This window comes from Nocardioides psychrotolerans (assembly GCF_943371775.1).
In the GTDB taxonomy this organism is placed as follows: Bacteria; Actinomycetota; Actinomycetes; order Propionibacteriales; family Nocardioidaceae; genus Nocardioides; species Nocardioides psychrotolerans_A.
This window is the reverse complement of the sequence record NZ_CALRWD010000022.1, coordinates 13,388-34,729: the sequence shown is the minus strand read 5'-3', so window position 1 is coordinate 34,729 and position 21,342 is coordinate 13,388. Positions and strand designations below refer to the sequence as shown.

Here is a 21,342-nt window from a genome sequence, read left to right as displayed (position 1 = left end):
GTCAGCGACCCAGCTGGGCGAGCAGGAGGAAGGCCAGGGCGAAGGCCACCGACGTGCCGGCCGAGAACGCCATCACCGCGGCAGCATCACGCGCCTGGTGACGGACCCGGCGTGGTGCCGGCTGTGTGACGCTCATCGGACTCGACCCCGCTCGCAGCGCTCGTGCTGGTGACATGTGTGGACTAGGTGGTGGCGGATCCGCAGGGCCAGGTCTCCTGCCCGCTTCCCGAGGGAAGTTCCGTGTTCTGGCGCCGGGGAAGGTGCCCAGAAAGCGGGGGGTACAGGAAGCGGGCCAGAGACCTCGTCCTGCGGATCCGTTGTTGAGTTCGTGGTGCGTGGTGCCGGTGGTGCGGGGTGGAGCTGACTACTCGTCGTCCTCGTCGAGGTCGGCGAACTTGAGGACCTCGGCCTCCTGGTACTCCCGCCACTTGGTGGGGTTCCAGATCTCGAGGCGGTCCCGGACACCGATCACGACCACGTCCCGCTCGAGCCCGGCGTAGTCCCGCAGGTTCGCGGGGATGCCGATGCGGCCCTGCTTGTCCGGGACGACCTCGTCGCCGCCGGAGAAGAACATGCGGTTGTAGCCACGTGCTGCCTTGCTGGTCATCGGCTTCTCCGAGGCACGGTCGGCCTCGCGGTCGAAGACCTCCGGAGGCCAGACGACCAGGCAGTTCTCCTGACCTTGCGTCACGACAACCCCCTCAGCCAGCCGGTCCCGGAACTTCGCGGGAAGGAAGAGCCGACCTTTCTCGTCGAGCTTCGGCGTGAAGGTGCCCATGAACCGCATGGAGCACCTCCTCTATCCGCCACCGTCACCCACCGCACTGGTCGCTTCCTCCACTTCGCCCCACATTACTCCACTTTCCCCCACCGTCAACCACAAAGAGGCCGTTTCCCACCCCGATCCGGATGCCGGGTGCCGGCTCGTGGGGCGGATCGTGGGAGATCGACGCCGTCGCAGCGCAACCAACGGCAGGTGCCGCGAGTCAGAAGCACCAGAGCCAGGAGGTGGGGCTCACCTCGGGTTGCCGCAGCGATCTAGGGTGTGACCCAGGCAACCTGGAGGTCTCGGCGCCCGCCTGGGCGCTCTCAGCAGGTGCGATGGGGAAGGAACGGCACGTGGAGGCAACGACTGCGACGTCGGGGACGACGTCGAGCAGCGGCGCAGGAGCCGACCTGGAGACCCTGTCCCGGGTGGTGGCTCAGGTGCGCAGCAACATCGAGCGCGTCATCGAGGGCAAGCCCGACGTGGTCAGCTCGGCGTTGGTCGTGCTGCTCGCCGAGGGCCACCTGCTGATCGAGGACGTCCCCGGTGTCGGCAAGACGATGCTGAGCAAGGCCCTGGCCCGCAGCATCGACTGCACGGTGCGTCGCATCCAGTTCACCCCAGACCTGCTGCCCTCCGACGTCACCGGCGTCTCGATCTTCAACCAGAACACCCGTGAGTTCGAGTTCCGCCCCGGCGGCGTCTTCGCCAACATCGTGGTGGGGGACGAGATCAACCGCGCCTCCCCCAAGACCCAGTCGGCGCTGCTGGAGTGCATGGAGGAGCGACAGGTGACCGTCGACAACGGCACCTACCAGCTCGAGACGCCGTTCATGGTCATCGCCACCCAGAACCCCATCGAGATGGAGGGCACCTACGCCCTCCCCGAGGCCCAGCGCGACCGCTTCATGGCCCGCGTGTCGATCGGCTACCCCGTCGAGGCCGCCGAGATCGCGATGCTCGACTCCCGCTCCGACTCCAACCCCATCGACGACCTCGAGCCCGTGACCGACGCCGCGGAGATCCGCAAGCTCAGCGCGATCGTGGCGCAGGTCTACGTCTCCCCCGCCGTGCAGCGCTACGCCGTGGCGCTGACCGGGGCCACCCGCCGCACCGACCAGCTCAACCTCGGCGCCTCCCCCCGCGCCACGCTCCACCTGGTCCGCGCGGCCAAGGCCTACGCCGCGATCCACGGCCGCGACTACGTGCTGCCCGACGACCTGCGCACGCTGGCGCGCCCCGTCCTGGCGCACCGGCTGCTGCCGAGCGTCGAGTCGGCGATGAGCGGGCGATCGACCACGGCGATCCTCGACGCGCTCGTGGCCTCCGTGCCCGTGCCCGAGCCCCAGCACCGTGCGTGAGGCGCTGGCCGGTCTCACCGTCCGCGGACGGGCGTTCCTCGCTGCCGGGGTCACGGCCGTGGTCTGCGCGGTCCTGCTCGGCCAGCCTGCCCTGACCCGCGTCGGCATCCTGGTCCTGGCCCTGCCGCTGGTGACCGCGGTGTTCCTCGGACGCAGCCGCTACCGCCTGGCGCTCGTGCGCACCGTCTCCCCGCAGCTGGTCGCCGCCGGCCAGTCGGCCCGGGTCAACCTGACCCTGACCAACGAGGGCCGCACCCCCAGCGGGGTGCTGCTGCTCGAGGACCAGGTGCCCTACGTGCTCGGCACCCGCCCGCGCTTCGTGCTCGAGGGCATCGGCCACGGCTGGCGACGCAACGTGACCTACCAGGTCCGCTCCGACGTGCGCGGCCACTTCGAGATCGGTCCCATGTCGGTCCGCGTGAGCGACCCCTTCGGCCTCGTCGAGCTCGGCCGCGCCTTCCGCACGACGGTCCCGCTGGTCGTCACGCCGCGCACGGTCCCGCTCCCCTCCATCCCGCTCGGCGGTGGCACGACCGGCTCCGGAGACAACCGCCCCCGTGCCTTCGCCGCCGGCTCCGCCGAGGACGTCACGGTCCGCGACTACCGCCAGGGCGACGACCTGCGGCGTGTCCACTGGCGCAGCTCGGCACGCGTCGGCGAGCTCATGGTGCGTCGCGAGGAGCAGCCCTGGCAGTCGCGCGCCACCCTCTTCCTCGACAACCGGATGCGGGTGCACCGCGGCCAGGGCATCGCCTCCTCGCTGGAGGCCGCCGTCTCCGCCGCCGCATCCATCGCGGTCCACCTCAGCCACCGGGGCTTCACCGTGCGTCTCGTGACCGCCTCCGGCGAGGACTCGGCGAGCTCGTGGCACCAGCGCGACGCCGACCTCAACACCGGCCCGCTGCTCGAGGCGCTCGCCGTCGTGCAGCCGGAGCCGGCCATCCAGCTGGACACCAGCTGGCTCGGCGAGCAGACCCACGGCGGCCTGACGGTGGCGGTCCTCGGCAGCCTCGAGGCGATGGACGTGCCGGCCCTGCGCCGCATGCAGCACCACACGACCTCGGCACTCGCGATCGCCCTCGACGTCGATGCCTGGGCCACCCCCTCGCGCGGGCCCGGCAGTGCCGCACCGGTGCTCACCCAGCAGGGCTGGCGCACCGTCACCCTCGGACCCCGCGACCGGCTGGACGCGGTGTGGCAGGACCTCGGCCGCACCGCAAGCGGCCCCCGGGTCTCCCGCAGCGGCTCCGACGTGCCCGAGGGGATGGCCATGGTCCGCCCCGCCGAGCGTCCCCTCGAGCCGGAGGTGACCCGGTGAGGCGTGACCGCTCCAGCCTCCGCGGCGGGCTGCTCCTCGCGCTGGTCGCCGCGGCGACCACCTGGGCCGCGACCTTCTCGTGGCGCGGCTTCAGCGAGTCGTCCTCGCCCTACCTCGGTCCGCTCCTGCTCCTCGGTGCGGTCGTCGCCGGCACCGGCGCCCTCGCCCGCTGGTGGCGGCTGCCGGGCCTCGTGGTCTTCCTGCTCCAGGTCGCGATCTCCGGGATGCTCGCCTGCCTCATGCTGACCGGCTCCCCGCTGCCGGTCGGGCCTGCGTACGCCGAGATGCTCAGCGCCTTCCGCGACGCGGTCGAGAGCGCCAACGCCTATGCCGCTCCCGTGCCCGACGGCGTGCCCGGCATCCACCCCCTGCTCGTGGCGGGCGGGCTCGGCTGCCTCCTGCTCGTGGACCTGCTGGCCTGCACGCTGCGCCGCGTCCCGCTGGCCGGGCTGCCGCTGCTCAGCGTCTACAGCGTCCCGGTCAGCCTCCTCGACACCAGCATCTCCTGGTGGGTCTTCGCCGCCACGGCCGTCGGCTTCATGTCGCTGCTCTACCTGCACGAGAGCGAGCAGGTCTCCCGCTGGGGCCGTCCCCTGGGCCAGCACCTCGAGAACGACACCGGCCTCGACGTGCGCTCAGGAGCCGTGCGCACCAGCGCCGGCGCGATCGGCGGCGTGGCGACGGCCCTGGCGCTCGTCGTACCCCTCGCGATCCCGACGCTCGACGTGACGCTCTTCGACTTCGGCAACGGCCCCGGCGGCGACAACGAGATCACCATCAACAACCCGATGGCCGACCTCCAGCGCGACCTCAAGCAGGGCCCGGACGTGCCCCTGGTCCGGATCACCACCGACGACCCGTCGCCCGACCACCTGCGCATCGCCGCGCTGACGCGCTTCAGCCAGAACGAGTGGAGCTCCGGCGACCGCGAGGTGCCCACCGACAACCTGCCCAACGGCGCGATGCCGGCGCTCGAGGGCGTGCTGCCGAGCGTGCCGCGCGCGACCTACGACTACCGCGTCAACATCACTGCGGCCTTCGACTCCACCTGGCTCCCGACCCAGGCCCCGATCTCCTCGATCGTCGCCCGCGGCGACTGGCGCTTCGACCCCAAGACGATGGACTTCATCGCCGGGCCGGACGAGGAGTCGGTCGCCGGGCTCGACTACGCGATGACCGCGGTCGAGCTGGACCTGCAGGCAGCCGAGATGGCGGCGTCGGGGTCCGCGGTCAACGAGGACAACGCGGAGTTCCTCGACCTGCCCACCGGGCTGCCCTCGCTCGTGACCAACCTGGCCCTCGGCGTCACCGACGAGGCCGAGACCAAGTTCGAGAAGGCGCAGGCGCTCCAGCAGTGGTTCCGCGAGGACGGCGGCTTCACCTACAGCATCCGCAAGTCCGACGAGGGCAACGGTGTCGACGAGCTCGAGGCGTTCCTCGACGAGGACGGCGGTCGCGTGGGCTATTGCGAGCAGTTCGCGGCCTCGATGGCCGTCATGGCCCGGGTGCTGGAGATCCCCTCGCGCGTGGCGATCGGCTTCCTGGAGCCGACACGGGTGGGGGCGGGCGTCTACGAGTACAGCTCGCGCGACCTGCACGCCTGGCCCGAGCTCTACTTCCCCGGCGCGGGCTGGGTGCTCTTCGAGCCCACCCCCTCCGACCGCGTGCGCGAGGCCCAGGTGCCGGGCTACACCACCGAGAACGTCCCGGCCGCCCCAAACCCGCAGATCCCGTCGGCCAGCGCGAGCGAGGCCGTCCCCGACCGCACCTCCGAGAGCCCGTCGGCCTCCGCGACCCCCGAGGAGGAGGCGGCTGCTGCCGACACCGGCGACGACGGCTCGACCTTCCCGTGGCTGCGGGTGCTCGGCATCTTCGCCGCCCTCGGCCTCCTGGTCGCGCTCGCCCTCACCCCGCAGCTGCTGCGCCAGCGGGTGCGCGAGCGCCGGCTGGCCGGAGGGCCGGAGCAGGCGTGGGCCGAGCTGCGGGCGGAGGCTCGCGACCTGAGGCTGGCCTGGCCGGTCGGTCGGTCCCCGCGGGAGACCCGCGACTGGCTGGTCACCCAGCTGGGCGGCCCGGAGGTGGACGGGGTCCAGCGTCCCGCACGCGGGCCCGAGCTGGCCCCTGACGCCGTGGACGCGATCGACCGGATCGTCGACCGGCTCGAGCGGCTGCGTTATGCCCGCGGCCACGCCGGCGCCGACGACTCGCTCGCCGAGGACGTCACCGTGTGCGTCACGGCGTTGCGGCTGGGCTGCACGCCGCGGGTCCGTCGTACGGCGCACTGGTGGCCGCGCTCGCTGTTGCGCCCCGAGCCCCGCTCGTCGGTCGCCCCCGCCTCGCGCACCGAGTCCCTCGACAGCGGGGTCGTGGAGCACGTCGGCTGATCCCCCCGAGGCTGGCTGGTCTGGTCCTGCCGGGATAGTGCGGGACGTTTTCGACCCTCCCAGCGTCGTGGAAGGTCGATAACGTCCCGCACTATCCCCCCGGGGTGACCGGACAGCACGAGACCCCGGTCGCGGTGCGAGCGGGGTCCGGGTGGTGCTGGTGGTGGCCGGCCGAGTCCGGGGCGGGCCGATGTGGGGCTTAGTAGCCGCCGCCGTTCTGGTCGCGGCGACGACGCCACCGCTCCTCGACGCGCTCCATGAAGGTGCCGTTGCTGGGGCGGCGCTGGCGCTTGGTGCGACCGCTGCGGCCACCGTCGATGACGGCGAAGCCGGAGGGGTGACCGGTCTGGCGCGGCTCGGCGGCAGCGGCTGCCTGGCCGCGGATCGCGGTCAGGGAGACGGTCGCGGAGCCCAGCATGATGACGAAGCCGACGATGCCGACCGGGATGATGCTGGTGATGGCACCGGTCATCAGGACCACGATGCCGATCACGAAGACGACCCCGGCCACGATGGCGCGACGCCGGGCGGACCGTCGAAGCGTAGTGCCCCTCAGCGTGGAGGCGAACTTCGGATCCTCTTCGACGAGGGCGCGCTCCATCTGCTCGAGCAGTCGCAGTTCCTCTTCCGAGAGTGGCACGGATCCCCTCCGTCTCGCGTTGGTGTGAGCCAAGTCTAGGCAGCGCTTCCACATCACGGTAGGCGCGTTCATGAAATTCGTCACCGAAGCGATATCGGATGCCCCACACCGGCCGGGACGAGTGCCCTGAAGCCTGCCGGACTGGTCCACGTGGGCGACCGGCGGGGGCCTGGCATCACCGCTGGATCAGGCTGGCCGGGCGTACGGCGGCCGCGCCGAAGCGTCGCGTGGCCCGGTCGACGGCCCGGTCGGCCTCGGCCCAGCCGTGCTCGCGCTCGCCCAGGGCCAGCTGGTGGTGGACCTTGTCGCGGGGCACCAGCCCCTCCACCCGCACCCCGACGAGCCGGACCCGGGCGCGCTGGAGCCCGAGGGCGTCGTAGAGGCCGGTGACCGCGGCATAGACCTCCTGGGTCACGTCGGTCGCCTCCGGCAGGGTGCGCGAGCGGGTGATGGTGGTGAAGTCGGCGAAGCGCACGGTGATGGTGACCGTGCGACCGGCCACCTGGGCGGTGCGCATGCGTCCCGCCACCTTGGCGGTGAGGCGGAGCATCTCGCGCAGGACCACCGCCCGGTCGTCGGTGTCGCGGCCGAAGGTCTCCTGGGCGCCCATCGACTTGTCGGGCTCCCCGCCGCCGAGACCGAAGGCGGAGGCGGTGCGGGCCACGATCTCGCGCCGGTCGGTGCCCCAGGACAGGTCGTGCAGCTGGCGACCCAGCGCGTCGCCGACCGCCCGCTGGAGGGTGCGCAGCGGCACGTGGGCGACGTCGCCGACGGTGATGAGCCCGAGCCGGTGCAGCATCGCCTGGGTCTTCTCCCCCACGCCGTAGAGCTCGCCCACGTCGAGCGGGTGCAGGAAGGAGGTCATCTCCTCGGGCGGCACCACGACCACGCCGTCGGGCTTGGCCCGTCGGCTGGCCAGCTTGGCGACCGAGACCGAGGACGCCACCCCCACCGAGCAGGTGATGCCCTGCTCGTCGTGGATCGTCGCGCGCAGCTGCTCGGCGATCTGCAGCGGCGTGCCGAGGCGACGCACGGAGCCCCGGACGTCGAGGAACGCCTCGTCGAGCGAGAGCGCCTCCACCAGCGGGGTGACCTGGCGGAAGGTCGCCATCACCGAGGCCGACACGGTGGTGAACGTGTCGTAGTCGGGTGCCAGGACCACTGCGTGCGGACACAGCCGCCGGGCGCGGGTGCCGGTCATGGCCGAGCGGACGCCGTACTGGCGGGCGAGGTAGTTGGCCGACAGCACCACCCCGCGGTGCCCGCCCCCGACGATCACCGGCACGTCCTGGAGGTCGGGGCGCTCGCGGGTCGCCACGGAGGCGTAGAACGCGTCCATGTCGACGTGCAGGATCGGCGTGCTGGTGACGTGGCGGGCGCTCGCGCCGCTGCCCACACCGGCGCCGACCGGGAGGGCGCTCATGCCGCCACCCCGGCGCCGGCGGGAGGTCCCGCGGGGTCAGGTCGCGATGAGGTGGAGCTGGGTCGCGAGGGGGTGGTAGTCCGGGAGCACGGCGACGGCGCGCTCGAGCTCGACGAGAGCCGCGGTGGCACCGGGCTCGAGGTCGAGCAGCGAGCCGGGCACCAGGTCGGCGAAGACCCGGATGCCGTGGACCGAGGACGTCGCGAAGCCGGCGTCGGCGAGCAGGCCGGTGATCTCGTCGTGGGTGAACCGGTGGCCGGAGCGGCCGGTCGTCGCGCCGGGCTCGAGCAGGGCGAGGGCCTGCTGGAAGTGACCGGCCATGGCACGGGCCAGGACGGCCGCGTGGCGCTGGGCGACCAGGAGGCTGAGGGTGCCCCCGGGGCGGAGCACCTCGCGCAGCGTCGCCAGGGCGGCGGCGGGGTCGTCGACGACCTCGAGCACCCCGTGGCAGAGCACCACGTCGGCACTGTCGGCACCGACCGCGGAGACCAGGCTGTGGAGGTCACCCTGCTGGCCCGCGACCTCGACGCCGATCTCACGGGCGCGACGCGCCAACGCGGCCAGCGCGTCGGGGCTGGGGTCGACGACGGAGACCCGGTGACCGAGCTCGGCCACCTTGACCGCGAAGCCGCCGGTGCCGCCCCCGATGTCGAGCACGTCGCGGCCGCCGTCGCCCAGGACCGGGCGCAGGACGTCCCACACGACGGCGGTCCGGGCTGCTCCCCTGCGCTCACTGGCTGACATGCGGCCCACCCTAGGACACACCCCCACCCGATCATCCCGGGCTCCCGGGCGAGCGGTGCCAGAGCTTGCGGGCGACGTCGCGGGCCTCCTCGCCGGCCGGCTTGATGTCGGCGTAGGGCGACATCTGGAAGCCGCTGCTGTGCACCAGCACCCGGCGCTGCTCGGGCGGCGCGAAGCCCTCGGGCCGGACCGCGAGCTGCTGGTGGACCGCGTCGATGCCCTCGCGCTGCCACAGGGCGTGCAGTGCGGGCAGCTCCCAGGCGCCGGTCGCGCGCAGGGAGACCCCGCGGTAGCCGGTGCGGCGCAGCTCGCCGCGCACGACCAGCAGCCACGAGTGGAAGACCGTGGCGGCGTAGGGGCCCTGGGCGTCCTCGAAGAACGTCGCGTCGACCGGGCCGGTGGAGTCGTCGAGGGTCAGGAAGACGACCCGGCGCCCCGAGCGGATCGGGGGCGTCTGGGTGGCGACCTTGACCCCGGCGACCAGCAGCTCCGAGCGGCTGCGGCGGCCCAGCAGGTCCTTGCTGCGGGTGACCCCGAGCTCGTCGAGGAAGCGGGCGTAGTCGTCGACCACGTGACGGCTCACGTCGAGACCCAGGATCTCCAGCTCGGCGGCCATCGACTCCGCCGACGTCATCTCCGGCAGGCCCGAGACCTCCCCCTCGCGCGGGCCGTCGCCGAGGTCGAGGCTGAGCTGGACCGAGGTCACCGGAGCGGGCGCCGCGGTCGCGCGGCTCTGGGCCGCCGCCTTGGCCCACACCCCCTGGTCGGCCAGCGGATGCCGCTCGAGTCCGGCTGAGCCCTCGCGGACACGGGGGTCGGTGCTGTTGCGGAGGGCCGCGTCGTCGGCACGCGCGGCCGCGACCCTGGTCGTCGTACGACGAGACGCGAGGCCGCGGCCGCGTGCGGCCTTGTCGACGGCCTTGCCGTGTCGCTCGAGCTGGGCGACCTGGAGCAGCAGGTCGCGGCGGGTGACGCGACCCCGGGCGCGGACCCCGTCGGGACCCGAGCCGATGCCGTAGACGGCGTCGAAGCCGCCGGCGAGCACCAGCCGCTCCACGATCGGTCGGGAGACCTGAGCGCGCTGCCAGAAGTCGGTGAGGGACTGGTAGGGACGAGCCGCGACGACCCGCTCCACCTCACCGGCGCTGATGCCCTTGACCTCGGCCAGGGCCAGGCGGATGCCGTAGCCGGCGGTGCTATCTGGGCCGTCGGGGCCGTCGGCACCCTCGACCCGCTCGACGACGAACTGCTGCTCGGAGGCGTTGACGTCGAGCCCGAGCACCGCGATGCCGAGCTGACGGACGTCGTCGAGGATCAGCCGCTTGGGATACATCCCCGGGTCGTGGGTGAGGACGCCGGCGAGGAAGTGCGCCGGCCAGTGGGCCTTGAGCCAGGCCGACTGGTAGGTCGGGAGGGCGAACGCCGCGGCGTGGGCCTTGCAGAAGCCGAACGACGCGAACGCCTCGAGCACCCGCCAGACCTCGTCGACCACCGAGAGCGGGTAGCCCTGGGCGAGCGCGCGCGGGAAGAACCAGGTCTTGGTCTCCGCCATCCCCTCGACGTCGCCCAGCGCGCGGCGCTTCTCGTCGGCCTCGGCGAAGTCGATGCCGGCGAAGCGGGCGATCATCTCGATCACCTGCTCGTGGAAGACCACCACGCCCCGGGTGGGCTCGAGGATGGGGCGCAGGTGGGGGTGCAGGTAGGTCGCCTCGCGCCAGCCCTGCTTGACCTCGAGGTAGGGGGTGATCATGTCGCTCTTGACCGGCCCGGGCCGGAAGAGCGAGATGTCGGTGATGATGTCGCTGAAGGTCTCGATGCCGGACTTGCCGACCAGCTCGCGCTGCCCGGGCGACTCGATCTGGAAGACGCCGAGGGTCTTGGCGCTGCTGATCATCGCGAAGGTCGTGGGATCGTCGAAAGGCACCTGGGCCTCGTCGTCGAGGTCGACGTGCTGCCCGTCGACGCGCTCGATCTCGGCGACCGCGTGGGCCATCGCGGACTGCATGCGGATGCCGAGGACGTCGAGCTTGAGCAGGCCGAGGTCCTCCACGTCGTCCTTGTCGAACTGGCTCATCGGGAAGCCGGCGTGGCTGGCCTCGACCGGGGTGCGGTCGAGGAGCGTGGCGTCGGAGAGCAGCACCCCGCACGGGTGCATGGCGATGTGGCGCGGCAGCCCGTCGAGGCGCTCCACGAGCTGGAACATCAGGTCGAGCCGGGTGTCGGTGAGCCCGCTGGCGCGCAGCTCGGGCAGGTCGCGCAGCGCCATCCGGGCGTCGCGGGCGCGGATGTGCGGGAAGGCCTTGGCGATCGCGTCGATCTCGCCCGGCGGCATGCCGAGCGCCCCGCCGACGTCGCGCACAGCGTGGCGCACGCGGTAGGTGTCCATCATCGAGACGCACACGCAGCGCTCGCCGCCGTAGCGGTCGAGGACCGCCTCGTAGACCTCGAGCCGGCGCGCCGACTCCACGTCGACGTCGATGTCGGGCAGCGCACCGCGCCGCGGCGAGAGGAAGCGCTCCATCAGCAGCTGGTGGCGGATCGGGTCGACGCCCGAGACCCCGAGCAGGTAGTTGACCAGGCTGCCCGCCCCCGATCCCCGCGCTGCGCACCGCACGCCCATGTCGCGGATCAGGTCGGTGACGTCGCTGACGGTGAGGAAGTACGACGCGTAGCCGAGGCCGCGGATCGTCTCCAGCTCGTCGTCGAGCCGGGTCCAGATCACCTGCCGTGGCGCCGAGCCGTAGCGGTCGCCGATCGCCCCCTCGCAGCGGGCGCGCAGCGCGACGTCGGCGCTGGCGTGCTGGGTGGAGAGGGTGAACTCCGGGAAGTGCACCTCCCCCAGCCCGAGGTCGGCACGCGGGTCCAGCGCGCACCGGTCGGCGATGCTGCGGGTCCGGGCCAGCAGCCGGGTGGCCTCGCGGTCGTCGAGCCCGGCGGCGCGACAGACCTCCTCGGCGACCTCGTGCATCTGCTTGCCGGACTTGAGGAAGCCCTCGGCGTTGCGGCGGTCGAGGTGGCGCAGGTCGAGGGCGACCAGGCGGCGCGCGGCGTCGAGCACGTCGACGGTGACCGCGTCGCGGCGGTCGGCGTAGCGCACGGCGTTGCTCAGGATGCTCGTCAACCCGGCCTGCTGGGCGATGCGGGCCATGCGGGCCGCGTGGGGCGTGGTGCCCGCACCCCAACCGTGGGCGACTCCCCCGGGCAGGCGGTGGGAGACCAGCTCGACGACCAGGTGGGAGCGCGGCACCAGCTCCTGCCACGGCGCCAGCGCGGCCAGGGCGAGGTCGTCGCGGCGCCGGGTCGCGGCCAGTCCGAGGTCGGAGGCCGGCCCCAGCAGCACCCTCAGGTCACCGCTGCCGAGGAGCTCGGCCACCTCGTCGGGGAGGTCGTCGAGGTCGAGCACCGGGCTCCCCCGCTCGCCGGCGAGCTGGGTGGCCGAGACCAGGCGGCACACCGCCGCCCACCCGGCCCGGCCGCCGTGGGTGTCGGTGCTGGCGAGGAACGTCGCCCGGGCCAGCCCTCCCTGCTCGGCCGGCAGGTCGCGGAACGCGCCGCCGCGGACCGGGGTGCGGGGCCGGCCGGCCGTCGGTCCGGCGGTCGCCCCCCGACCGCCGGTGTAGGCGAGGCTGACGCCCAGCACCGGACGGATCCCCGCCCGCAGGCAGGCCTTGGCGAACTTGACCGCACCGTAGGTGCCGTCGCGGTCGGTCAGCGCGAGGGTGTCCATCTCCTGCTCCGCGGCGCGCTCGACGAGCACGTGCGGGTGGGACGCGCCGTACTGCAGGGAGTAGCCGGAGGCGACCTGCAGGTGGACGAAGGGGTCGGGCACGAGCACTCCTGGACAGCCGGATCGACCCCTGACTGACTCGAACAAACGTTCGAACACGGCCAGTGTAGGCCGCTCCCCGGCCGTCTCGTCAACCCGTCCGGCACGCCGAGTCGGCGCAATGTTGCAGGGTCTGCAACATCGCGCCGACTCGGCCTTGTCAGGCGACCGGCTCAGGCGACCGGCTTAGGCGACCGGCTCAGGCGGCCCAGATCGAGGAGGCCCACTCCGGGTGGTCGATGAAGGGGTTGCGGTTGCCCTGGAAGTCGGCGTGGATGACGTCGTTGCGGCGCATCTCGAAGGCGCTCGGCGGGTCCTGCGCATTCCACTGCAGCAGCACCGAGAGGCGGCCGTGGCCGGGGGCGGTGCCGTTGGAGACCGCGTCGTTGACCTCGAGGTCGGGGAAGCCGTCGCCGCCCTCGTAGCGGACCGACATGTAGAAGATCATCCGCGCCACGTCGCCCTTGACCGCATCGCGCGGCTCCCAGGAGTCGCTGTCGGCGTAGTTGCCCGGCGCCTCGGCGTTCTGCGTGCCACCCTCGTCGAAGTCGAGGTTGCCGCGGGCGGAGTTGACCGTGACGTCCTCGGGACGCAGGTGGTGCAGGTCGGTGCCGGGGCCGGTCGCGGTGCCGAAGTCGCCGTGGGACTTGGCCCAGACGTGCTCGCGGTTCCACTGGTCGACGCCGCCACCGTTGGCGTTCTCGGAGATGCTGTCGCCGGTGTAGAGCTCGATGACGTTGGCCGGGTTGGCGGGGTCCTGGTCGGTCTCGCGCAGCGCGGCCCAGACCTGGTCGTAGGTCAACCGGGTCACCCCGCTGGAGATGATCGTGTGGAGCGAGGACTCCAGCGCCGCACCGGACCTGCCCATCGCCGGCGCCCAGTAGGTGCTGTCGTAGTCGCTCGTGCCGCCGGTCGGCGGGTCGGGGTCCGGGTCGGGGTCCGTCGCGCCAGCCAGGGCGAAGGCGGTGGGCGAGACGAGGCCCGGTCGGGAGAAGTACGCCGAGAGCGCGCCGGTGACGTCGATGCGCTTGCCCATCAGCGAGGGGTTGGACCTCAGCCCCCAGGCCGATCGGAACGCGCTCGGGACCTGCACGTAGATCATCTGGGACGTGTCGGTGACCCCGGCAGTGTCGGCCAGCGCCAGCGCGTAGTCGCTGGGGAAGCCGCTGGTGACCACGGTGGTCGACGCGGTCGGCTGCCCCACTACGTAGCCGCGCACCGTGGCGGTCGAGCCGTCCTGGGTGGCCCGCGCGGCGGTCACCGTGATCGGGGTCGCCGCCTGGGCGGAGCCGACCACGCCGGCCGGCGCGACGGGCGCGAGGGGCAGCAACGAGAGGAGGAGGACGGACAGGACCTGGGCCGTGCGACGACGGCGCACCCCGAGAAGGAAGCTCACGCCTCGACTCAAGCCGAGCGCGAGACCTCGCGTCTAGGCGGGATAACCCTTGCCTGCGGGACCTGCACGGCCCGCAGCGGCGCGTGCGGGACCAGCCCCAGCGACTGCTCGACCACCCCGAGGAAGCGGTCGGCGTCGCGGACCAGGTCGTCGGCCTCGCGCTCGCTGACCGCCCGGGTGGAGCCGGCCTCGGCGGCGGCCCGCTTGGCGGCACCGGCGGCGAAGAACGTGGCCCACTCCCCCAGCTCGGGCGCGACCTCGGCGAGCAGGACCCAGGCGTTCTTCTGCGGACGACGTCGCGCCGGGGCCGGGCGCGCCCGGGCCGCGAGCAGGGCGGCGGCGGCACGGAGCGCGGCGACGTGGGCGAAGGCGTAGCGCGAGGGCACGTCGGTGGCGGCGATCGCGTCGCTGAGCGACTCCGCCGAGCGGGCGAGGTAGGAATGGGTGGTCGCCGGGAGGGCGTAGGGGTTGAGGTGCTCGGTCATCAGTCCACGCACCCGACGAGCTGCCAGCGACCGTCGCTCCAGTCGAGCGAGAGGTCGAAGACCCCGGACCGGTCGGCGGGTGACCCGCTCGATCCCCCGTCATGGCCGTCGAGGTCGACGAGACCGCGGCCGGCCTCGACCCGCCACAGCTCGCGCTCGGCCATCAGGTCACCGATCGGCACCACCCCGGTGGGCAGGTCGTCCACGCCGGGCTCACCCGGCGGCTCGTCGGAGCCGATGACGGCACGCGCCGGCGCGCCCTGCCACCAGGGACCGGTCTCGACCCAGTGCGCGAGCACCGAGCGGACCTTCCACAGCCGGCCGCGCCACAGGAACTGCTCGGGGCCGTCCCCGCCCTGGCGGACCTCCACCGGATCGTCGTAGCGCCTCATGCCGTCCTCCTCGCACCGGGACCCCAGGGCCGGCGGGGACGGGGGTCGAGGTCGTCCCCGCCGGCAGGTGTTCGAACGCGTGTTCGAACACTGTCAAGGTACACCGCCCCACCGACAGTGCGTCAAGGGCACGACGTCGGGGGTTCTCGGGACTCAGGGCCCGAGCACCTCCACTAGGGAGGCTGGCTCCGACCATGGGGTCGTGTGCCTCACGCAGCGGTGAGACGCGCTCTCGGGCACACGACCCGACAGTCGTCCACAGGCACCCCGGCAGACCGGGACCCTCCGGTCCCCCACGCTCAGACCTGCGCCGGCTCCTGCTCGTCGCGCATGAACGCGTGGGTGTCGCGGTGCACCAGCAGGTAGAGGATCGCGGCGTTGAGCGGCAGCGAGGCGATCGAGCACACGACGAAGAGGGTGGGCGGCGCGGTGCGCAGGGCGGCCAGCGTGGAGATCACGATGATCACGACCAGGGAGAACTGCGCCCAGCGGGCCCAGTTGTAACCACCGCGCAGGAAGGGCAGCAGCACCAGCATCAGCCCGGCGTAGACGACGTAGAGGACGATCGCGACCGGCACGAACGCCGGCGCCTGGATCGAGCTGTCGCTGGGGTGGCCCACCGACCAGGCCCGGATCAGCGCGTCGCGCTCCACCGCGGTCAGGACCGTCACGACCGCCCCGAGGGCGACCAGCCCGAGCAGGAGGCGGACCGCGAGCACCAGTGATCGCGGTTGCTGGATCATGGGAAACCTGTTCTCTCTGCTCCGGATCGGGACACTAGGGTCGCACCATGACGACCGAGCACCCCGGCATCATCCGCTTCCGAGACGAGCACACCCGTCTGGGCGGGGTCGGGGACGTGGTCATTCTGCCTGACGCGGTCCACACCGCCGCACTCGCCGCGGAGGCCCTGGGCTGCGAGGTCGGCGCGATCGCCAACAGCCTGCTCTTCGACGCCGGCGGCACCCCGGTGCTGATCCTCACCTCGGGTGCCCACCGGGTCGACACCGCCGCGGTCGCCGGGCGCATCGGCGTCGCCTCGCTCAAGCGGGCCTCGCCCGACTTCGTGCGCGAGCACACCGGCCAGGTGATCGGCGGGGTCTCCCCCCTCGCGCACCCGGCGCCCGTCCCGACCTACCTCGACGCCTGGCTGCGCCGCTACGACGTCGTGTGGGCGGCCGCCGGCCACCCGGCCGCAGTCTTCTCCACGACGTACGACGAGCTGGTCGCGCTCACCGGCGCGACCGAGGTCGACGTCGAGTCGTGATCGGGGCCCGCGCGTGCGAACCCCGCACGGGCCGCGGCGCGTAGACGGGTTGTCCCCCACCCGAGGACGACATCCCCGACGACACCCCCGACGGAGCACCCGATGCGACGTACCGACCGCGAGCAGGAGTTCTCGGACTTCTTCCTCGCCCGCGGCCCCGCCCTGCGACGGACCGCCTACCTGATCGTGCGTGACTGGCACCTCGCCGAGGACCTCACCCAGCAGGCGTTCGTGAAGCTCTACTCCGCCTGGCCGCGCGTGCGGCGCGACTCGGCCGAGGCCTACGCCCGCAAGGTCGTGGTCAACCAGTGCCTCAGCCACCTGCGCAAGCACCGGCCCGAGGCGCCGACCGAGCACCTGCCCGACCGGGCCGGACCGGTCGACCCCGCCCAGCAGGACGGCCACCTCGACCTCGGCGCCGCCCTGTCCCTCCTGGCCCCGCGCCAGCGCGCGATCGTCGCGCTGCGCTTCCTCGACGACCTCGCGGTCACCGAGGTCGCCGCGGCCCTCGGCATCGCCGAGGGCACGGTCAAGAGCCAGACCGCGCGTGCCCTCGACACCCTGCGCACCCACCTTCCCGATCTCGTCCTCACCGAGGAGTCCCGATGACCGAGCACGACCTCACCACCCTCGTCCGCGACCACGTGCGCTCCGACGAGCCGCCCTTCACCCTCACGCCCGACGCGGCGATCAGCCGCGGACGGCGCACCTCGCGCACCCGGCGGCTGGTCGCCGGCGGGGCCACCCTCGCCGTGCTCGCCGTCGGCGGCGCGGCCGTCGGCCCCCAGGTCCTCGGCAGCGACGCCCCGCGCGGGGAGTCCACGGCGATCGACCCGGCGACGTCGGCCTTCCTGGCCGACTACGACGCCTCGCAGATGCCGCGCATCCTCGAGGAGGAGTCCCGGGCGGTGCTGGAGCGCAGCGTCGACGACCTCGGGCCGGCGACCTTCGAGGCCGGCGACAACCAGGGCGCGCCCCTGGCCGAGAAGTGGTGGGACCGGGCCAGCGGCATGTCGGTCTCCTACGGCGGCGACTCCGAGCACCGCTTCGCGGTCGACCTCGCCCACGCACGGGGCGAGGCCGAGGGCGATGTCCGCACCTACTGCGAGCACGGCCTCGCCGACGGCTCCTACCTCGAGTGCAGCGTCGACGTCCGCGACGACGGCGCCGTCGTCATCACCAACCTCTGGGCCCTGCGCCCCTTCCAGGGCGGCGGCTTCATGGTCGTGACCGCCGACGAGCTCGCCACCGTGGCGCCGGACCGGCTGTGGTTCGAGCACCGGGTCAAGGTCATCAAGTCGGAGACGTTCGTGACCTACGTGTCCGAGACCCTCAAGGCTCCGTCGCTCGACGCCGCCGAGGCCGCCTTCGAGGTGCCCGTCGCCGACCTGGCCGAGCTCGGCACCGACCCGCAGGTCGTGATGCCCGCCCCCGAGCCCGACCCGGTCAGCGGCTGCCCGGGCTTCGTCCTGCCCGACTCGGGCGTCACCTGCGGCACGTTCGAGGAGCCGACGCCGGCGGGCTGAGACCTCTAACCTCGGGGCATGGAGTCCCTCCCCCTCGCCTTCTCCAGCGGCTGGGCCAGCGGCGTCAACGCCTACCTCGTGGTCCTGGTGCTCGGCATCGCCGAGCGCGTCGGGGACTCCTCCGGGATCCCCGACGTGCTGGGGCGGTGGGACGTGCTGGCGATCGCGGGCTTCCTCTACGCGATGGAGTTCGTCGCCGACAAGATCCCCTACGTCGACTCGGCCTGGGACGTCGTCTCCACGCTGGTGCGCCCTACGGCCGGCGCGGTCATCGGGGTGCTCCTCGCCGGTGATGCCGACTCGCTGGCCCAGGCGGTCAACGGCGTCGTCGGCGGGGGCACGGCACTGGCCTCGCACCTGGTCAAGGCCGGGAGCCGGCTGGCGATCAACTCCTCGCCCGAGCCGGTCAGCAACGTGGTCGCCAGCATCACCGAGGACGTCGTGGTGCTGGGCCTGGTGTGGTTCGCGATCGAGCACCCACAGACGGCCGCCGCCATCGCCGGCGTCCTGCTGGCGGTGGGGCTGGTCGTGCTCTACCTCGCGGCCCGGCTCGTACGACGAGGCTGGCGGCGGCTGCGCAGCAAACGGGTCGCAGGTCCCGGCGCACTGGCCTAGCGTCCTGCGCATGGATCTCTCGGACCCCATGATCCGCGCCGCCGTCACCGCTCGCCTGGCCGCTCAGTAGGTTGACCCCATGGCGCAGGTGGTGGTGGTCGGTGGTGGCTTCGGCGGGCTTGCCTCCGCGGCTCGGCTGGCCAAGCTCGGCCACGAGGTGACGCTGCTGGAGCGCTCCGCGCAGCTCGGCGGCGCGATGACCTCGGTCAGCCAGGACGGCTTCACCTGGGACGCCGGCCCGACCTCGACGCTGCTGCCCGCGGTGATCCGCGACCTCTTCCGCAAGTCCGGCCGGCCGGTCGAGAAGGAGGTCGAGCTGGTCGCGCTCGACCTGGTGCGCGAGCACCGTTTCGAGGACCGCTCGGTCCTGCGGCTCCCCGGAGGCACCCGCGGCGCCCAGCTGGCGGCGTTCGACGAGCTCGGCAAGGGCCTGGGGCAGGTGTGGGTCGACTACGTCGAGAGCTTCAACGAGGACTGGGAGGTGCTGCGGCGCGGCTACATGGAGGTCCCGTGGGACCCGTCGTCGCTGTCGCCGGAGGCCGCCAAGGCGCTGAGCAAGCGCCTGGACAGCCGCGAGACGCTGCACAAGCGGCTGCGCCGGTCCTTCCGCGACGAGCGGCTGGCGCTGGTCGCGGGGCACCCGTTCGTCGCCGAGGGCCACGACCTGCGCAACGTGCCCGCCTGGGCCGGGCTGCGTGCCTACCTCGAGCAGCGCTTCGACGCGTGGACGGTCCCCGGCGGCATGGCCGGTCTCACCGTCGCGCTCGAGCAACGCCTGGCGACCCGCCGCGTGACCGTCCTCAAGGACACCCCCGCGCTCGACCTGGTCCTGCGCGAGGGCAGGGTCGCGGCCGTCGCCACGGCGATGGGCGAGATCGCCGCCGACGTCGTCGTCGTGGCCGTCGACCCGCGCCGGCTCCCCGCCCTCGCGTCGTACGTCGAGCGCACGATGCCGGCCATCCCCCCGGTCATCACGCACCTCGGCCTCGAGGGCGACCTGCCCGACCTCCCGCACGAGGTGGTCCTCCACGGCGACCCGCTGCTGATCCTGCGCACCGGCGGCCAGGCACCCGACGGCGGCGCCGCGTGGACCCTCCAGGGCCGCGGTCGGCTCGCCGAGGACATGCTCCGCGCGCTCGCGCGGCACAAGATCGACGTGCGCGACAACGTCGTCACCCGCCTCGACCTGTCACCCCGCGACCTGGTCGACACCTGGGGCGGCTCCCCCATGGGCGTGCTCTGGCAGGGCCGCTCGACGGTCCGGCACCGACTCGGGCCGACCACGCCCGTCCCGGGGGTCTACGCCGCGGGCGCCCACGCCGCCCCCGGCACCGGGCTGCCGTTCGTCGGTCTGTCGGCGTCGCTGGTCGCCCAGGCGATCGGCCCGGCCTGACGCCGAGTCGGTGCGATGGTGCGCGGCGGGCTCACCTCCCTCGGGTCGTGTGCCGGAGGCTGCGCCGGGGCGCGGTCTGGGGCCCACGACTCGGCACGGGGGCGACCAGCGCACACGGGGACGTCGGGTCGTGTGCCGCTGACCGCACTGCACCGCTGCCTGCGGCACACGACCGAACGCACGCCCGCACGCTCAGCCGCGCCTGCTCGGGCGTCAGGTGACCGACCAGGTGACGGTGAGCGACTGGGAGACGGTGCTCTCGCCGGGCTCGAAGGAGACGTCGCGCTTGGCCATCGCCCCGATGCCCATCTCCGCCGGAGCACCCGCGGCACCGCCCTCGACCACGGCCTGCACCTCCCCCAGTCGGACACCGGCGAGGGCCGCGAGGTGGGAGGCCCGCGCGAGCGCGTCGGCGTACGCCGCCTCACGGGCGCCGACCTCGGCCGCGGCGCTGTCGGCGACCTCGAGCGTCACGCCGTCGACCTGGAGCCGGTCGCCCACCGCGGCGGCCAGCTCGGTCACGACCGTGCCGGCCACAGCGAGGTCGGGGCAGAGGATCGTGTAGCCCTGGCGGGCCTGGAAGCCAGCGGGGCGGCCCTGGTGGTCGTGGGCCGGCCACACCGACAGGTCGCGCGAGGCGACCCGGGCCGTGTCGACGTGCTGCCGGGCGACACTCACGACGGCCTCGCCCGCGGACGACGCCCCGGCGAGCGCCTCGGCGAGCGTGGCTCCCTGGTGGGCGGCGCCGACGCGTAGGACGGCGGAGTCGGGGACGACCTGGGTGCTGCCGTGGCCGACGACGGTGATGGTGCGCATGCCGACGACGCTACGCCGTGCGGAGGAGCCGCCGTGCGGACGAGCGTCAGACGGTGATCCTGAGGGCCTGGAAGATCTCGCGCGTCGCCTTGGAGCGGTTGAGCGTGTAGAAGTGCAGGCCCGGCGCTCCGGCCTCGAGGAGCTCCTCGCAGAGCTCGGCGGCCAGGGCGATGCCCTCGGCGCGCATGGCCACCGGGTCCCCGTCGTGGACGCTGATGCGCTCGACGACCTCGGCCGGCACGTCCGTGCCGATGAGCTCGCCCTGACGACGGATCGCGTTGAGGTTCAGGATCGGCATGATGCCCGGCAGGATCGGCATGTCGACACCGCGGGCGCGCACGCGCTCGACGAGGCCGACGTAGTCGGAGGCGCGGAAGAACATCTGCGTCACGGCGAACTCCGCGCCGGCCCGGGCCTTCGCGACCAGGACGTCGGCATCGTGGTCGAGCGACTCGGCCGAGGGGTGCCCCTCGGGGAAGGCCGCCACCCCGATGCGGAAGTCGCCGCGGCCGTGCGCCATCTCGACCAGCTCGGTGGCGTAGTCGAGGCCGCCGGGTGTCGGGGTCCACGCCGCGCGCGGGCCCTCCTGCGGGTCGCCGCGCAGCGCCATCACGTGGTGCACGCCGGCGTCGACGTAGGAGTCGAGGATCCGGTCGAGCTCCTCGCGGGTGTGGCCCACACAGGTCAGGTGGGCCATCGGGGTCATCGAGGTCTCGCGGGCGATCCGGCTGGTGATGCGGATCGTGGAGTCACGGTTGGAGCCGCCGGCGCCGTAGGTCACGGAGACGAACGTCGGCTCGTAGGGCTCGAGCTCGCTGATCGCCTGCCACAGCTGGGCCTCGCCGGCCTCGTCGCGCGGGGGGAAGAACTCGAACGAGAAGGACCGTCGGCCCTCGCCGATGAGCTCGGCCATGCTGCGTCCGCGACCCGGTGTCATGGGACAAGCGTAGGGAGGGCGTGGGTGGCCGACCCAATCCTGACCACGCCGTG

Annotated in this window: 20 protein-coding genes; 8 read left to right on the top strand and 12 right to left on the bottom strand. The window is 73.1% G+C overall.

The window, feature by feature from the left end; genetic code table 11:
• Position 1: 1 nt before the first annotated feature.
• Together AAG827_RS08610 and mraZ are read right to left on the bottom strand one after the other, a co-directional pair.
• Complete coding sequence (locus tag AAG827_RS08610; protein ID WP_309649404.1) at positions 2-136, bottom strand: hypothetical protein; 135 nt, start codon at positions 134-136, stop codon at positions 2-4.
• Positions 137-364: 228 nt separating this feature from the next.
• Entirely contained in the window at positions 365-778 is a 414-nt protein-coding gene (gene mraZ / locus AAG827_RS08605; protein WP_341925521.1) for a division/cell wall cluster transcriptional repressor MraZ, read from the bottom strand.
• A gap of 398 nt (positions 779-1,176) precedes the next feature.
• Here mraZ and AAG827_RS08600 point away from each other — a divergent pair, with 398 nt between their 5' ends.
• From AAG827_RS08600 to AAG827_RS08590, 3 genes are read left to right on the top strand one after another with little or no spacing between them, the layout of a single operon-like run.
• Positions 1,177-2,127, top strand: coding sequence for a MoxR family ATPase (locus AAG827_RS08600; RefSeq protein ID WP_341925520.1), 951 nt, complete (start codon positions 1,177-1,179; stop codon positions 2,125-2,127).
• Complete coding sequence (locus AAG827_RS08595; protein WP_341925504.1) at positions 2,120-3,445, top strand: DUF58 domain-containing protein; 1,326 nt, start codon at positions 2,120-2,122, stop codon at positions 3,443-3,445. The genes AAG827_RS08600 and AAG827_RS08595 overlap by 8 nt, the downstream gene beginning before the upstream one ends.
• Positions 3,442-5,829: a DUF3488 and transglutaminase-like domain-containing protein gene (locus AAG827_RS08590; protein ID WP_341925503.1), complete on the top strand. Its 2,388-nt coding sequence runs from the start codon at positions 3,442-3,444 to the stop codon at positions 5,827-5,829. The genes AAG827_RS08595 and AAG827_RS08590 overlap by 4 nt, the downstream gene beginning before the upstream one ends.
• A gap of 199 nt (positions 5,830-6,028) precedes the next feature.
• On the opposite strand, the gene AAG827_RS08585 is transcribed toward AAG827_RS08590, so the two are convergent.
• The 8 genes from AAG827_RS08585 to AAG827_RS08550 form a co-directional block, all read right to left on the bottom strand.
• Complete coding sequence (locus tag AAG827_RS08585; protein ID WP_341925502.1) at positions 6,029-6,469, bottom strand: DUF3040 domain-containing protein; 441 nt, start codon at positions 6,467-6,469, stop codon at positions 6,029-6,031.
• 175 nt (positions 6,470-6,644) lie between these two features.
• Entirely contained in the window at positions 6,645-7,892 is a 1,248-nt protein-coding gene (dinB, locus tag AAG827_RS08580; protein WP_341925501.1) for a DNA polymerase IV, read from the bottom strand.
• 36 nt (positions 7,893-7,928) lie between these two features.
• On the bottom strand, positions 7,929-8,636 hold the full coding sequence (locus AAG827_RS08575) for a methyltransferase domain-containing protein (RefSeq protein ID WP_341925500.1): 708 nt from the start codon (positions 8,634-8,636) through the stop codon (positions 7,929-7,931).
• Positions 8,637-8,667: 31 nt separating this feature from the next.
• The gene (locus AAG827_RS08570; protein ID WP_341925499.1) at positions 8,668-12,465 is read right to left on the bottom strand and encodes a DNA polymerase III subunit alpha; all 3,798 of its coding nucleotides are present in this window, start codon (positions 12,463-12,465) and stop codon (positions 8,668-8,670) included.
• 196 nt (positions 12,466-12,661) lie between these two features.
• Positions 12,662-13,858, bottom strand: coding sequence for an endonuclease (locus AAG827_RS08565; RefSeq protein WP_341925498.1), 1,197 nt, complete (start codon positions 13,856-13,858; stop codon positions 12,662-12,664).
• An 8-nt stretch (positions 13,859-13,866) separates the two neighbouring features.
• Positions 13,867-14,343 (bottom strand): SAV_6107 family HEPN domain-containing protein, encoded by a 477-nt coding sequence (locus tag AAG827_RS08560; protein ID WP_341925497.1) that lies wholly within the window; start codon positions 14,341-14,343, stop codon positions 13,867-13,869.
• Positions 14,343-14,735, bottom strand: a complete 393-nt coding sequence (locus tag AAG827_RS08555; protein ID WP_341925496.1) for a DUF6504 family protein — start codon at positions 14,733-14,735, stop codon at positions 14,343-14,345. Before AAG827_RS08555 ends, AAG827_RS08560 begins: the two co-directional genes overlap by 1 nt.
• Positions 14,736-15,034: 299 nt before the next feature.
• Positions 15,035-15,478 (bottom strand): hypothetical protein, encoded by a 444-nt coding sequence (locus AAG827_RS08550; protein WP_341925495.1) that lies wholly within the window; start codon positions 15,476-15,478, stop codon positions 15,035-15,037.
• A 47-nt stretch (positions 15,479-15,525) separates the two neighbouring features.
• Here AAG827_RS08550 and AAG827_RS08545 point away from each other — a divergent pair, with 47 nt between their 5' ends.
• The 5 genes from AAG827_RS08545 to AAG827_RS08525 all read left to right on the top strand — a co-directional run bounded on the left by AAG827_RS08545 (position 15,526) and on the right by AAG827_RS08525 (position 19,536).
• Positions 15,526-16,002, top strand: coding sequence for a YbaK/EbsC family protein (locus AAG827_RS08545; protein ID WP_341925494.1), 477 nt, complete (start codon positions 15,526-15,528; stop codon positions 16,000-16,002).
• A gap of 102 nt (positions 16,003-16,104) precedes the next feature.
• Positions 16,105-16,611, top strand: coding sequence for a SigE family RNA polymerase sigma factor (locus AAG827_RS08540; RefSeq protein WP_341925493.1), 507 nt, complete (start codon positions 16,105-16,107; stop codon positions 16,609-16,611).
• The gene (locus AAG827_RS08535) at positions 16,608-17,528 is read left to right on the top strand and encodes a hypothetical protein (RefSeq protein WP_341925492.1); all 921 of its coding nucleotides are present in this window, start codon (positions 16,608-16,610) and stop codon (positions 17,526-17,528) included. The genes AAG827_RS08540 and AAG827_RS08535 overlap by 4 nt, the downstream gene beginning before the upstream one ends.
• 18 nt (positions 17,529-17,546) lie before the next feature.
• On the top strand, positions 17,547-18,143 hold the full coding sequence (locus AAG827_RS08530; protein WP_341925491.1) for a DUF4126 domain-containing protein: 597 nt from the start codon (positions 17,547-17,549) through the stop codon (positions 18,141-18,143).
• A 79-nt stretch (positions 18,144-18,222) separates the two neighbouring features.
• Positions 18,223-19,536, top strand: a complete 1,314-nt coding sequence (locus AAG827_RS08525) for an FAD-dependent oxidoreductase (protein WP_341925490.1) — start codon at positions 18,223-18,225, stop codon at positions 19,534-19,536.
• A 213-nt stretch (positions 19,537-19,749) separates the two neighbouring features.
• On the opposite strand, the gene AAG827_RS08520 is transcribed toward AAG827_RS08525, so the two are convergent.
• Together AAG827_RS08520 and metF are read right to left on the bottom strand one after the other, a co-directional pair.
• Positions 19,750-20,352: an SIMPL domain-containing protein gene (locus AAG827_RS08520; protein ID WP_341925489.1), complete on the bottom strand. Its 603-nt coding sequence runs from the start codon at positions 20,350-20,352 to the stop codon at positions 19,750-19,752.
• A gap of 46 nt (positions 20,353-20,398) precedes the next feature.
• Positions 20,399-21,289: a methylenetetrahydrofolate reductase [NAD(P)H] gene (gene metF / locus AAG827_RS08515; RefSeq protein ID WP_341925488.1), complete on the bottom strand. Its 891-nt coding sequence runs from the start codon at positions 21,287-21,289 to the stop codon at positions 20,399-20,401.
• Between the last annotated feature and the right edge of the window lie 53 nt (positions 21,290-21,342).

Bases quoted from the DNA above. Each gene is read 5' to 3' on its own strand.
- AAG827_RS08610 (WP_309649404.1), bottom strand. From the start codon at position 136: ATGAGCGTCACACAGCCGGCACCACGCCGGGTCCGTCACCAGGCGCGT.
- mraZ (WP_341925521.1), bottom strand. From the start codon at position 778: ATGGGCACCTTCACGCCGAAGCTCGACGAGAAAGGTCGGCTCTTCCTT.
- dinB (WP_341925501.1), bottom strand. From the start codon at position 7,892: ATGAGCGCCCTCCCGGTCGGCGCCGGTGTGGGCAGCGGCGCGAGCGCC.
- AAG827_RS08575 (WP_341925500.1), bottom strand. From the start codon at position 8,636: ATGTCAGCCAGTGAGCGCAGGGGAGCAGCCCGGACCGCCGTCGTGTGG.
- AAG827_RS08560 (WP_341925497.1), bottom strand. From the start codon at position 14,343: ATGACCGAGCACCTCAACCCCTACGCCCTCCCGGCGACCACCCATTCC.
- AAG827_RS08555 (WP_341925496.1), bottom strand. From the start codon at position 14,735: ATGAGGCGCTACGACGATCCGGTGGAGGTCCGCCAGGGCGGGGACGGC.
- AAG827_RS08550 (WP_341925495.1), bottom strand. From the start codon at position 15,478: ATGATCCAGCAACCGCGATCACTGGTGCTCGCGGTCCGCCTCCTGCTC.
- AAG827_RS08545 (WP_341925494.1), top strand. From the start codon at position 15,526: ATGACGACCGAGCACCCCGGCATCATCCGCTTCCGAGACGAGCACACC.
- AAG827_RS08540 (WP_341925493.1), top strand. From the start codon at position 16,105: ATGCGACGTACCGACCGCGAGCAGGAGTTCTCGGACTTCTTCCTCGCC.
- AAG827_RS08535 (WP_341925492.1), top strand. From the start codon at position 16,608: ATGACCGAGCACGACCTCACCACCCTCGTCCGCGACCACGTGCGCTCC.
- AAG827_RS08530 (WP_341925491.1), top strand. From the start codon at position 17,547: ATGGAGTCCCTCCCCCTCGCCTTCTCCAGCGGCTGGGCCAGCGGCGTC.
- AAG827_RS08525 (WP_341925490.1), top strand. From the start codon at position 18,223: ATGGCGCAGGTGGTGGTGGTCGGTGGTGGCTTCGGCGGGCTTGCCTCC.
- AAG827_RS08520 (WP_341925489.1), bottom strand. From the start codon at position 20,352: ATGCGCACCATCACCGTCGTCGGCCACGGCAGCACCCAGGTCGTCCCC.
- metF (WP_341925488.1), bottom strand. From the start codon at position 21,289: ATGACACCGGGTCGCGGACGCAGCATGGCCGAGCTCATCGGCGAGGGC.